We start from the raw sequence: 14614 nt of genomic DNA on the forward strand, positions 1-14614 counted from the left end.
CCTCCTCGTCCGTCAGCAGCATGACCTGGCGGACCACACGGTCGATCACCTCAGCCGCACGGCCGCCTCCCAGCCGCTCCAGCACACCCCCACCAGCAGACAGCAGGGTGGAAGCATCCGTACCCCAAGACGGCATCTCGTTCCCGAGAAGCTCCTCCAGGACCCACGACTCAACCCCCTCGACCTCCCTGAGACGCTCCCAGTCCAGCGGACCCGCCTTCCTGCGCTGGAGCAGACGCCGGGGGGCACTCAACCCCGGCCGGCCTGCCCGCCCGGTAACCGCGCGCTTCGGCTCCCGGTACGCCCCCTCAGCCGGCTCCAACAGCTCAGTTACCTCGCCGCCCGAGGACCGGATACCAACGGGGCGAAGCCCGCCGTCTCCGCCAGCACGGCCATTGACACCATGGATGTTGACCGGGTGTGGTATGTGCCACACCCTCACGCCCACGATGTTCTTGACCGCCTCCGCCAGCACGCGCCTGCCCGGAACCACCTGCCCGGGCTCGAAATTGTGCTCTCCCTCTGCCAGCACCACCATGTCAGCGCCCTGCGGCCGCTTCCTGAAGTGCTTGAGGAGATGAGCGACGGCCTCCGGGTGCAGCTGCCTGACCGGCGCCGTGGTACCGAATTGCGTTCGCCATGGCACGTGCCCCGTTGCAGATGGCCGTGACACCACAAGGGGATTCGTGTCAACCGGCCACGGTGAACCCTCCACGCCGCCCACCGTCCGCTGATAGCGACCGGCATCGAAAACGAAGTACCTCGCAGTGGCGTTGATTCCCTGAACCGGATGCTCAGGCGTGCCCATCGGCCGGTCGAACGGATGCCTCCCGGAGAAGTTCTGGCTTTCCACCTGGAAAGCGGTAACCGCGTGTATCGACTCGGCACGGCCGGCATCAAGCGCCTCCCCGATCACCGTCAGCACCTCAGCCCGCACCGCCGCAGTGACCTCCTGCGACCAGTCCAACACCTCCCGCGCCGCCGCAGCGATCGACGCCGCCGAAAGACCGCCCCACTGCCGCAGCAAATCCGCACCCGCGTTCACCAACCCGGTATTCAGCCCCGTCGCACTGTCCCCCAACAACGGCACCAGATCCGCGGACAACGGCGGACCGGCCTCTTCCCGGTACGAGCCACTCGGCTCCACCGACTTCCAGACCTCACCGCCCACGGCCTCTGGCACACCGTAAACCACCAGCGACTGACGCTCCCCCGCACCGCTGTCCAGGTCTGTGCTGTAACTCGTCCACCGCACACGAACGCCCACCGCGTCAGCAATGGACCGGGCCAGATCGTCAATATACGAGCCGAGGTTGACCCAACGCGAACGGTCTTGCACATCGACCGTCGGCATCACCAGCAGGATATCGGCGCCCCTCGGCCTTCTCCTGTGATGTTTGATCAGCTCATTGAAAACACCCCACGGCAAATCCCTCCCCATTTTACGGTGGCTGCGCTTCCATCCCACCAGTCCGATACGGGCCCCAGAGCGGAGTTGACCACGGGGGACCACCACAATCGGCCACGGGGGAACACCACCCTGGACAGCCCACGGAGTCTGCCGGGAATCACGCAGCACTCCACCGCCAGACCGGGCAGCCGAAGTCGACCGGTAACTGCCGCTGTCAACCTCCTGACTGCCACCCGTAAGGTCCACTCCAGCAACCAGAGAACCCCCCGAGCGGCCAAGCGCGTTGTACGTGCGCTCAAGATAGAACGCGGTCACCGCCTCCACCGAGCCCGCACGCCCGGCCCCACCCGCCTCAGCAAGCAGCCCCACCAACTCGGCCCTCACCCGCCCGGAAACCTCCCCGCCCGCCGGAAGCCCCATGACCTCCCGGGCCACCCTGTCGATCGCATCGGCCACCCCAGCCTGACCATCCAGACCAGGCTCCAACCCGCCCAGCACCCGCCCACCAGCAGTCAGCAGCCCATCATCCAACCCCCCCGCACCATCCCCGAGAACACCCCGCAACTCATCAACACCCACCCCCGACCCAACCAGCGACTCCACCACCGACCCAACCGGCGACTGCAGCGGTGCTGTCGGGACCCGCACTCCCAGCAGCTCCTCCGGAGGATCCGGCAGATCAAGGTCCAGATCCCCACCCGACTCATCCGGGACCCACGACCTGACCAGATCACCCAGGTTCGCCGGAAGATCCGACATCTCCTGATCTTCCCGCTCGCCCTGCTCGCCCTGCTCTTCCTGCCCGCCCTGGAAATCCGGTCCCAGGTCCTCCATCTCCACATCACTGGACCCGTCCGACCCGCTGAGCTGCCCACCCGCGCCCGACAGGTCCGGCTGACCGGTAACGAACTGCCCGTCAGCAGGAACATCCACGCTGGTGTCAGACGAGGTGTCCATCTGCAACTCGCCCTGCGCATCGCCAGCCGTCCCCGCCTGCGGGTGCGGGGGGCGTGCCAGACCGATGGGCACCCAGGCCGCACCATGCCCCACCAGGACCACGTGTGCCGTCCCCCGGCCATCGGGCAGTAGACGGAACCCGCTGTCCGGTGCCCACGTCCTGACCCCCAGCGCCTCGGCCACGATGCGCGGCCCGTCCGCGGTCAAGGAGCCGGCGGCATGCGACAGTACGACCATCTCGGCGTCCGCCGGCCGGGCCCAGTCGTGACGCATCAGTTCGGCGAACTCGTCCCAGTCGTTCACCCTCAGTTCAGAGTCGTCCGCTCCCCTCAGGACCGGGAGCCCGGGCCCACCGAGGGTCGCCACCGCCCACCGGTTGGAGCCCCAGGGAGCGGCCCGGGGGCCCCGCACCTGACCGTCGCCACCCAGCAGCCCGTACTCGTCCAAGTCCACGCGGGTGATGTCACCGGTGTATTCGCGTCCCTCCACCTCTCCGGTGGGGCCGTACATCAGCGACCGCTCGTCCAGCACACCCCGCCGCTCCAGGTCCAACGCGCCGATAGCCGCCAGGCTCCCAGCCCGCCCAGCGGCGTCAGCCGCCGCCACCAGGTTCAACAACGCGTTCATCCGCTGAGCGTCCAACGAGGCGGAATCGCCCAGGTGCAGCAACCGCCGGACCAGCACACCCAGATCGACTCCCGGCCCCGCCAACCGCCCCAGCAACGCACGGGCATCGCGCACCCCGGACGGGCTCTCCGGGACGTACCGGCCGTGACGCTGCGCCGCTTCCGGCGCAGCCGAGACCGGGTCCGGCTGACTGGGGATCCATCTCCCGACCGGAACATTCCCCGGGTCGGGGCTGACCAGAACGAGCTTGCGCCGACTGCCCCCGCGCAGCTTCCGCGCATCGAACTCACCGTCGGGGGCCCACACTTTCCCCAAGGTCGCACTCGCGACCTTCCTCGGCAGGGTCCGAAGCCCCCCGCCTGCACCCGGAATCAGCAGCAACACCTCGACGCGGGAACGCCGCTTCGGATCCATGGCGATGAGAGCCGCCAATACCTCCTCATCGACCTCCCTGCCACCTACCAGCGGCCGACCCGAAGCCGCCACCTTCGCCCACACCACGTGCGGTTGACCGCGCCACGGCGCCGGTACCGCTGCGCCGATCCGGCCATCGCGGTTCTGGACGGCCACCTGCCCAAAGTCCAACTCCCGGGGAGCCTCGCCTGTCAGATCACGCCCGGCAAACGAACCGCCGGTACCAGTCACCTCCGTCGAAGCGTCCAGGACACCGTTCTTCACCAGGTAATGAGCCGCCAGCTGGAACAGATTCCCCGCCCGCCCCAACCCGGCGGCCTCGTCCACCATCCCAAGCGCAGCCTCGAAGACGCCCGGCTCCACCGGGACCGCGGAATCCCTCCCCGCGATCCACCGGACGATCCCCGCCAGATCCAACTCACCCGCACCAAAGACCGGATGACCCACCCGTGCCCGCTCCAACACCGCGCGGGCCGTGCGCGCCTGCGCCGCTTCCGGCGCAGCCGAGACCGGGTCCGGCTGACTGGGGATCCATCTCCCGACCGGAACATTCCCCGGGTCGGGGCTGACCAGAACGAGCTTGCGCCGACTGCCCCTGCGCAACTCCCGCGCATCGAACTCACCGTCGGGGGCCCACACTTTCCCCAAGGTCGCACTCGCGACCTTCCTCGGCAGGGTCCGAAGCCCCCCGCCTGCACCCGGAATCAGCAGCAACACCTCGACGCGGGAACGCCGCTTCGGATCCATGGCGATGAGAGCCGCCAATACCTCCTCATCGACCTCCCTGCCACCTACCAGCGGCCGACCCGAAGCCGCCACCTTCGCCCACACCACGTGCGGTTGACCGCGCCACGGCGCCGGTACCGCTGCGCCGATCCGGCCATCGCGGTTCTGGACGGCCACCTGCCCAAAGTCCAACTCCCGGGGAGCCTCGCCTGTCAGATCACGCCCGGCAAACGAACCGCCGGTACCAGTCACCTCCGTCGAAGCGTCCAGGACACCGTTCTTCACCAGGTAATGAGCCGCCAGCTGGAACAGATTCCCCGCCCGCCCCAACCCGGCGGCCTCGTCCACCATCCCAAGCGCAGCCTCGAAGACGCCCGGCTCCACCGGGACCGCGGAATCCCTCCCCGCGATCCACCGGACGATCCCCGCCAGATCCAACTCACTCGCACCAAAGACGGGATGACCCACCCGCGCCCGCTCCAACACCGCCACGGCTCTTGCGAACACCGGATAACGCTCGTGGTTCACCACATCCTCGCCGAACGCCGCGACCAAGGGGGGCGGCTGAGCCATCTGCTCATCCACGCCGGCGTCGGACGAGGTATCCGTCCGCACCTCGCCCTGCACACCGCCAGCGGTAACGACCTGCCTGCCAGCAAGAACATCCACGCCAATGTCAGGCGAGGTGTCCATCTGCAACTCGCCCTGCGCATCGCCAGCGGTGTCCGCCTGCGGGCGCGGGGGGCGTGCCGGGTCGCGGGACACCCAGACCGCGCCATGCCCCACCAGGACCACGTGTGCCGTCCCCCGGCCATCGTGCAGCAGACGGAACCCGCCGTTCGGCGCCCAAGCCCTGACCCGCAGCACATCGGCGACGATCTGCAGCCCGTCCGCGGCCAGGGAGCCAACGTCCGGCGACAGTATGACCATGGGGGCGTCTTCCGGACGCGCCCAGTCGTGACGCATCAGTTCGGCGAACTCGTCCCAGTCATTGACCCTCAGTTCAGAGTCGTCCGCTCCCCTCAGGACCGGGAGCCCGGGCCCACCGAGGGTCGCCACAGCCCACCGGTTGGAGCCCCAAGGCATGGCCTCGCGGGGTCCCGCCGGCCGCCCGTCGTCACCGAACACACCGTAAATGTCCAGGTCCGCCGCCGGGGACATGCTGCCGGTGTAGTCGCGCCCTTCCACCTCTCCGGTGGGGCCGTACATCAGCGACCGCTCGTCCAGCACACCCCGCCGCTCCAGGTCCAACGCGCCGATAGCCGCCAGGCTCCCAGCCCGCCCAGCGGCGTCAGCCGCCGCCACCAGGTTGAACAACGCGTTCATCCGCTGAGCGTCCAACGAGGCGGAATCGCCCAGGTGCAGCAACCGCCGAGCCAGCACACCCAGATCGACTCCCGGCCCCGCCAACCGCCCCAGCAACGCACGGGCATCGCGCACCACGGACGGGCTCTCCGGGACGTACCGGCCCTGGCGCTGCGCCACGTCCGGGGCCATCGGCTGCTGGACCGTGCCCATCCGGCCATAGGGGTCGGCCTCGGTGACGGCGTCCACGGACGGGGCGGCGGCGGTCTGCACGTCGGTCGATGTGCCGACCGGCACCGCGGTGTTCTGCGGCGGGGTGCTGCCCTTGGCCACGGACCGCGGGGGTTTGTCCATCTCGGCGGCGCTCAGCGCCGCCTTGACCGCGTCGAGCCCTGTCTGGCGGTGCGGCGCGGGTGCCTCCGTCGCCTCCAGGACGTCGTACGAGACGCCGTCGGAAGCGGTGCGGCCGCCATGCGCGGTGATGCGCAGTTCGGTTGGTACGGCGTAACGGAACCGGTCCCCACCGCCGGCCGGCACAGTGCCAGCCGAGGGGTTCGCCACCTTGACGAGCACCGGGCGGGTCCCGGCCGGAAGCGGCCCGAGCTCGGCCAGGGCGGTCTGCGGATCGGGGGCCAACGACGTCACGTCGAGCCGGGTCAGGCCGCCCACGTCAGCCTCGGCGGGGACCGGCAGGGCGAGGTAGGCGAGGCCGTTCGACGCCGGCTGACGGCTCAACGCCTCGGCCGCCATGGCCTGGTGCACGGGGATCTGCTCCAGCAGGCCCGGGACCAGCGCGGCGGCACGCCTCAGCAGATCCTGGTGGACCTCGGTGTACGCGGCGCTGCCAGGGTCGAGCTTGGCCGCCTGGTTGGCGGATGTCCGCAGTGCCGGGTCCTGCAACAGCAGCAGCGGCAGGTCGCCCAGGCTGCCTCGGCGCACCGCGTCGTCGACAGCGCCGCGCACCGCCCCGGCGAGAGCGCCGGGCGACGCCTCCAGCAGGGCTCGGTCCGGTCCGCTGCCGAGCAACCGGAGCGCGGTGGCGTACGCCGGGTCGAGGCCGCCTGTTGCGAGCGGGGCAGCGCCGGAGGGGAGGGCGTCGATCGGTGCCGCGAGCTTCCCGTACAGCGTCAGGTGTGGCGGGCGCAGATCGCCGGCCAGGTCCTGCGGCACGCTCTCTCCCTGCACGAACAGGGTGTCTGCCAGGCCGTACAGGTGCCTGCCGTTGCTGGCCAGAGCAGCGGTCAACGCGGCCTGGTTGGCGCTCATGCCGGAGGCACTCAGGTCCGCGACCAGCGCGGCGAACGTACGACCGGTCGTCAGCCCGTACGCGAACACGGCCTTCACGAACGCCGGGAAGTCCTCGCTGGGCAGCCCCAGGGCGTAGTACAGCGCGTACATCGGCTCGGTGCTCGGCACCGAGCCGATGTGGAGCCTGATCCCCCGCTGCTCCAGCAGGCGCCGCTGCGCGGCGTCGTCCGCGGCGCCGCGGCTCTGCGACAGGCCGTACGCGTGCTGGGAGGCGTCGCGGAAGGCGGTCATCAGCTCGTTGAGCGGCACGTCCGGGCGGTTCGCACCCGGCGCCGGCTGCCCGAGCAATGGCTCCAGCGCTCGGGCGGCCCGCTTCGCGATGTCGGTCACGTCGGGCTGACGGGACAGGTGTGCGCCGAGCGCGGTCTCGTAGTCCTCGGCGATCGGACCCCACGCGCTTCCGTAGTTCCAGTGCTGTCCGGTCTCCCCCACGACGTACGGGTCGACGATGTTGGCGGCCACGTCTCGGACGTCTGCCGACCGCGACCGGAAAGGGTTGACGGCTATCTCGGAAAGGGGCACGGAACCCCATCCGGGGCGCAGATGGGTGCTCTTGCCCCAGAAGCCGACAGTGGTGTTGCCGCCCCGGACGAGGCGGGCCGCGGGCTGCTGGTCGGCGAACAACTGCGCCGGGGACTTCAGTCCGGGGGGCGAGATGCCGGCCGAGCACTGCCACAGGAGGAGGGACGTCTGTGCGCTCACTCCTTGCGCTGTCAGTCGCTCGGCGACAGAGCGGCCGCTCTGCGAGCCGCTGATCATTCCCGGGCCGTATCGACCCACTCCCCTGACGCCCTGCGAATCGCCGTGTTGAGCGCTGAAGACATATCCGTGGGCGCCGTTCGGGCTGCCGGCCACATGGCTGGCAGCCGGCCCGGGAACCCGCGTCCCGTCCGGCTTCTTGCCCGAGTCGGCCGTCGGCCAGACGTCGAACTCTTTGAGGCGCAGGAGTCCGCGATAGAAGTTTCGGCGGCCCTCGTATTCCTCCAGGTTGTGGTTTTCCAGTCCCGTCAAGGTGCCGTCGTCGCCGCGCACCTCGCGCATGAGGATCTCGCGGTCCCACGGGACACGGGGCGTCTTGGGCGCGAGTTCGCCGACGACGACATGTGCATACCAGGGACCCCGTTTCTGGTCACCGCCGAGCCCGGCATGGTCGACCAGCAGCCGGAGGGGCCCAGGAGCCTGCGCGGTGAACTCACCGGGGCTGGGCGCGTGCAGTGCCGTTTTCCGCAGTGACACCGGCTCCCGCAGCTCCACGAGCACGGGGTGGCCGCTACCCGGCGGCAGCCCCTCCGCCAGCTCTGACAGCTTCCTGAGAGCGACCCCGCGGTCCGACGTCCACTTCGCGAACGGCGGAAGCTCCTCCTCCCGGCCCGGCGCGGCGTAGGCTCGGTCCGCGGTGAGCAGCGGGCCCGGCGCGTGGGCCACGTAGTACATCGAGCCGCTGTCGGCCGGCACGGCCGGGCGCCGGTCGAGCGCCTCCTCCGCCATAGAGGCGTGCCCGCGGATCTCACCGAGCAGCTGCTCGTCCGCGCTGGAAGCCAGCGCGTCCACCGCCTGCCGTACAGCGGCCGGGGACCCGGACGGTCCGAGGGCGTCGCGCAGCGCCGGATCACGCAGCATCAGCAGCGGCCAAGTCGCCACGTCCGCCGGGTCGGCCTGCGCCCCCGCCTGCCGGATGAGGTCGCGCAACCGGTCCACGGTCAGGCCCGGCTCGAAGAACAGGGCATCCGGACCCGCGGCGAGGCTCAGCGCATAACGGTGCGCCAGCGGCCCGAATACCGACCGGTGGTCCAGGGCCCCGGGGCCGCGCAGCAGGTCGCGCATGGCCGCTTGGCGCTGCGGCCAATCCCTGTGGGAGGTGGCACCGGTGCCGGTCCTGGTGACCGGGGCGTGCATGAGTGCCGCCGGGTCGGCCCAGCCGCCCCGACCGGTCAGGGCTGCGTTCAACAGCCCTTCGGCGGCCCGCTTGTAGGGCTCCAGGTGCGGGGGACTCTCAACGGCATTCTTCGCCCCGTCCGACGCCTTCTCCGACCGTGCCCAGGGGGCGAGAACGCCGTGGATCCATCCGTGCACCCGCGAGAGGTCCGTCACCCACGGATCGGGTTCCATCTCCCGGTCCCACACCCCGGCCCGGTGTGACGCGTCGAGGAACCACTCCCACGGCAGGGCGTCCGGCTGCGCCATGTACCAGTGCGCCAGCGCGTCCCGGAACATCAGCGCGTCCACGTCCGAGCCGCCCACGTGCTGGTAGACGCCGAGCAGCAGCTCGACCTGCCGGGCCTGCTCACGCTGGCTGTCGGTCAGATCGGCGAATCCGCGGTATCCGCGGGCGTGCATCGCGGCGTCCCACTCCGGTCCGCGCGACCGCGGACCAGCCGGCATCAGCTCCGGGTGCTGCGTCGCATACCAGGCCGCACCGCCCATGAACGCCTTCAACGACGACTCGAACCGCTCCCGATCGCCCTTGAGCAGCAGGGGTTGCACGGCGGAGGTGACATCGTCGGAGAGCCTGGCCTTCGACTTCCTTCCGAAGGAGGGCAGTACCGGCCTCTTCTTCGGGTTCTTCGGGCCGGTCACCCGGCTGGAACCCGCGGGGTGCTGCGCCAGACCGGCCAACGCCTGCTCATGGTTGAACAGCGCCTGAACGAACCCGCGCACTTGGCCGGAGCCGCCGTAGTGCTCCTGAGCATGCTTCGCCAGCAGTTCCAGGGCACCGCGTGTGCTGGAGTCCACGGCGTCGGCTCCCCGCAGCACCTCGGCGACTGCGCGGCCGTACTCCGCCGAGCGCGCCAGGTAGTCGGGGTCGGCGAACAGCAGCGGGTACCTCGGCTCATGCACGGCCGACGCCGCCCCGCCGGGCCCCCGCTGCCCGAACACCGGAGCGTACGGGGCGCTCTTCGGCACCTGCTCGGACTGGACCGGGCCGGACGGGACCGTAGCCGGTCCTGGCTCAGACTGCACCGGGCGCGGGACAGGAGTCGTCGCAGGCTCAGACTGCACCGGCCCGGACGGGGCGGTGGCCGCGTCCATTTCGGTCTGGGGCTGCGGCAGGGCCTGCGTCTGGGCGCCGTGCTCCTCAAGGGCGGCCGCAGCATCGGGGAGCGTGGCGGACTGATATACGCCGGGCCGCGCCGCCGTGGCCGCGGCGGCGCGTGTGACGGTGACGAGGCGGTAGTCGCCATGATGACGGATGAGAAGCGGCACGCCGCCCACATCGGTGATCTCACGGCCTCCGGAGAACGTCAGGTCCGGCTCAGTGACCTCGACCTGCAAGGGGAGGTAGCCGGGCGTGTACCGGTTGCGCTCGTTGATTGCTGCGATGTTCGCCGCCAGCTCCCCTGCCTGGCTGGCATCCAGACCCTCGTTGTCCGTCAGCACCCAGGCCCTGCTGCCGGGCCCCATGACGTGCTCCATGAGCTGCGCCAGACCGCCTGGTCCCCCCTCCATCGCCCAGGGCCCAGGATGCGGAACGATCACATCGGTGTACGGCACATGCTGCCCGAACCCGGCAAACGAACCCGCGACCAGCGACACCGACCCCGCACCCGCAGCTCGTGCCATCAGCGGCTGCTCGATGTACGGGACCATCACCGGGTCGTACGCGTTCAGGTTGCCCCGCAACCGCAGCGCATTCGCCAGGAACTCGACGTCTTCAGGCCCGGCCCCGCCGTCCACCGCGGCGACGACCGTATTGCGCGTGCTCTCCAGCGCGTCCCGCAAAGCGCTGAAGTCCTCCACCCAACGCAGCCGCTCCCGCTGTCCCGGGTGCAACTGCTGGTACCACGGCGACGCGACGACGTCCGTCCACTCCAGAACCCCGGTGGCCTCACCTTGATCGTTGTACTCGACCAGGGTCGGCAACTCCTCCTCATCGTCACCGACGCCTTCATACCGCGCGCCCCCCAGCGGAGCCTCAAGACCGGAACTCCATTCGACAGGAGCAGCGGCGTCCACCTGGACCTGGTTCACGGAGCCGGACTGCACAGAGTCGGACCGCACGATGTCAGGCCGCACGGAGTCGGACTGCACGGTGTCGGGCGCCATCGGGTCCCCGCCCTGCCAGGTGGCGGCGGTCGTCGCGGATCCGGCCGCAGTCTGTGTGGGTTCGGCTCGTTGGTCGCCGTACCGCGTGTACCGCGCGCCCGAGGGCCGCACCGCGTCCTGGGCGGCGGTCGCCGCGGCGCGCGGCGGAATCCGCAGGAAGGCGGTGCCGGGGGCGGTGGCCAGCGCCTCGTCCTCGATCTGGACCTGGCCACCATGGGGTACGAACAAGCCATCGATGCGGGACGGCGGGAAGTCGATCTCGCCGGGCAGGTACTCGTCGGTGGCCGTGACGTGCACCGGCTGGCCGAGGGCGTCGGCAACACCCTGGGCCCACCGGAACAGGGAGGCGGGAAGTTCGGCGCTCGGGTAGGCGATCACCAGCGGCTGACGCCCGGTCCGGCCGAGATGGGGCAGCAGGGCCGCGAACTCCTGGCCGGTGGGCTGGTGACTGCCGCCGAGGCCGAAGACTCCCGGCGCGCGCCGGGCGCCGGGCGCGACCTGGACCACGAAGGCGTCCTGGCCGAACCGGTCCCGCACCCCGGAGACGTCCGCCGGACTCACGCCGGTCGCGGGCTCGTCCGCGGATTTGGTGAACACCGCGCCGCCCGGCAGAGGATGGACGAAGAGCCGGCCCAGCGGTTCGAGCGCGGCCAGCGCGGGCTCCCCCGCCGGGACGGCCCAGCCGACCTCGGCGCCGACGACGCCCGCCTGCGCGCCCTTGCCGCCGAACCAAGGGGTGGTGGCGAACACCGCCATGGCCTGGTCCCGGTCCGCCTGCCGCCGGTAAACCAAATTGAGCAGCGCGAAAAGAGCCGGTGTGTACCGCGGATCATCCGGCTCGAAAACCACTTGGCCCCCGGGCGGCCGGACGCCGTCAGCCGGGTACCGCACCGGCTGGGTGACTTCCCCATGCTCACCCATCCGTTGGTACGCCGGCGCCTCCCAGCCGGGTTCGCCCGCCATCCGCAGCGCCGTGTGCACCAGCCCGAGCGACAGCTTGACCCTGGCCTGGATCTCGCCCGGATCCAGCGTCCCGTCCCACAACCGGAACTCCAGATGGTCGGTGACCTCGCCGACCACAGCGGAAAAGTTCAACGCGTCGTAGTGCGTGGTGGGCAGCCAGTCCGGGGCGACGGCGTCGGCCGGCCGGCTCTGCTCGCCGGAGGTCTGCCGCGGCGGGATCTCGGCGGCGTAAGTGCCGCCGCGGTGGGCCTGGGAACGGGTGCTCGTGGCCAGCCGGGCCAAGACCGCCTGGTAGCCGCGGAACAAGTCGAGCACGGCGGCCGGCAGCGCGGGATTCCTGCCGAACTGGCTGGTTCCCACGTGTACATGGCCGCCCGCGCTGGCGTCGACGATCCCGCCGTGACTTTTGATGATCTTTATCGCCGTGGCCAGGTCCTGCCAGGTCCGCGGCGTGTCACGCAGAATCGGTGAGACCAGTTCGGCACCGACCGAGGCGTCCCCTTCGAGCACCCAGCCGCCCGGGTCCTCCCGATACCCACCCTCCTGCTCGGCCGCCGTGTGGTAAGCACCGATCTCATCCTGCCGGGTGAGCCCCGCACGCTTCAGATCGGCGAGGATCTTGTCAATCCCCTCGAAGCGCTTCTCTCGGCTGAACGATTCGGGGAAGGTGAACTCAACCTCCAGACCGAAGGTCATGGCTCCGCGTTCGGGGTCGGCCAGGCCGTCGGTGGCGTCCTCCAGCAGATACGGTACGGCCTCTTCCTTCCCAGCGGCCAGCCGCGCGACGACCTGGTCGGTCACCTCCCGCAACGCCGCCGGACCGGTCGGCGGCGCGTGCTCGCCCTGCGCCCACATCGCGCGCTGATACGCACTCACCGCCCGCAGCGGCACCTGCACCGTGGCACCTTCCCCGGTACCCAACTCGCGTGTTCCGGGCGGCAGATGGTCGGCCATCGCCTTGTACAGCACCGGGTCGACGTTCATCATCGGCACCGGCTCGTCAGGCACGGGACCGGACTCCGCGAAGGTGCCCGCGTCGGAGGCGTCGGGCAGTTCGACGCCGTTGTGCCACTGCCCTCCGGGCGCGCTCTGCTGCGTCGGATAGGGCACGGCCTGTGGGGGCGCCCCGCCACCCAGTCGGGGCTGCTCGCCGTGGACCATCAGGTCGACGATCCCCTGGGCCCGGTCCTTGAGCAGACGCGGCACCGGGCGGCGCCAGTGCGCGGGGAGCTTGCCGTGCCATTCCGCCACCGCTTCCTGGCTCACCGTGCCGCCGGTCCACTCCGGCTGCAGTTGCAAGGCTCGGTTGACCGCGGCGGCCAGATCCGGGTCCCGGCCCAGGCTGTCGTCCTGCGGGAGCTGTTCGTGCTCGGAGGCGGGTCCCGCCGCCTCGATGGCGTCGATCGCTTCGCCCTGCCGGTCGGGGGCTACCTGCTGGACGGGGGTGGCGGCCGGTGTTGTTGTGATGGTGGCCGCCGAGTCCGTGGCAGTGGTGGTCGAGTCCGTGGCCGGCGTTGTTGTGGTGGTGACCGCCGCGCTCGTGGTCACGGAACTCGTGTCGGCCATGGTCGCGTTGGTCGTGTCGGCCGAGGTCGCGGTCGTGACCGCCGTGGCCGCGGCGGCGCGTGTGACGGTGACGAGGCGGTAGTCGCCATGATGACGGATGAGAAGCGGCACGCCGCCCACATCGGTGATCTCACGGCCTCCGGAGAACGTCAGGTCCGGCTCAGTGACCTCGACCTGCAAGGGGAGGTAGCCGGGCGTGTACCGGTTGCGCTCGTTGATTGCTGCGATGTTCGCCGCCAGCTCCCCTGCCTGGCTGGCATCCAGACCCTCGTTGTCCGTCAGCACCCAGGCCCTGCTGCCGGGCCCCATGACGTGCTCCATGAGCTGCGCCAGACCGCCTGGTCCCCCCTCCATCGCCCAGGGCCCAGGATGCGGAACGATCACATCGGTGTACGGCACATGCTGCCCGAACCCGGCAAACGAACCCGCGACCAGCGACACCGACCCCGCACCCGCAGCTCGTGCCATCAGCGGCTGCTCGATGTACGGGACCATCACCGGGTCGTACGCGTTCAGGTTGCCCCGCAACCGCAGCGCATTCGCCAGGAACTCGACGTCTTCAGGCCCGGCCCCGCCGTCCACCGCGGCGACGACCGTATTGCGCGTGCTCTCCAGCGCGTCCCGCAAAGCGCTGAAGTCCTCCACCCAACGCAGCCGCTCCCGCTGTCCCGGGTGCAACTGCTGGTACCACGGCGACGCGACGACGTCCGTCCACTCCAGAACCCCGGTGGCCTCACCTTGATCGTTGTACTCGACCAGGGTCGGCAACTCCTCCTCATCGTCACCGACGCCTTCATACCGCGCGCCCCCCAGCGGGGCCTCAAGACCGGAACTCCATTCGACAGGAGCAGCGGCGTCCGCCTCGCCTCCCACCGCCCTCGGTGCCAGGGACGGCTCGGGCGCCATGGGGGTGTCCACGGTGGACGTCGGCGCGTCCGTCGCGGACGGGGGCTCCGGCTCGTCGTGGGTCTCGGTCTGGTCCGGCGCGCCACGTTGGTCGGACGCATCACCCAGGGCGGAGTTTGGCTCCCGCATCGAGTCGAAAGCGGCAGCAGCGAGGTTCCCCCTGACCTGCTCCGGGTCCATCCCCAGACCCCGCAGGACACCGACGGCCCGCCCCTGGTCCTGCACGGCCTGCAGCCCGACGTACAGAGCCTGCCGCGCCTGCCAGCCCGAACCACCGTCGTCCTGCCGATAATGATCGACGTCCTGCTCCGCCCGCACCACCGCCGCCGACGCCCGCTGATACTCCTGCCAAGCCGCCACCCGCTCGTCCGCCGAGCCAGACGAACC

At 70.5% G+C, this 14614-nt stretch carries 1 protein-coding gene (cut by a window edge); it reads right to left on the reverse strand.

All coding sequences use genetic code 11. The features are described from left to right. Positions 1–14587, reverse strand: the 5' portion of a protein-coding gene (locus P2L57_RS35825) for an amidoligase family protein (protein ID WP_275821956.1). The gene continues 14465 nt to the left of window position 1, outside the view; only the first 14587 of its 29052 coding nucleotides appear in the window; its start codon is at positions 14585–14587; the stop codon falls past the left edge of the window. Between the last annotated feature and the right edge of the window lie 27 nt (positions 14588–14614).

The organism is Streptantibioticus ferralitis (genome assembly GCF_029223525.1).
In the GTDB taxonomy this organism is placed as follows: Bacteria; Actinomycetota; Actinomycetes; order Streptomycetales; family Streptomycetaceae; genus Streptantibioticus_A; species Streptantibioticus_A ferralitis.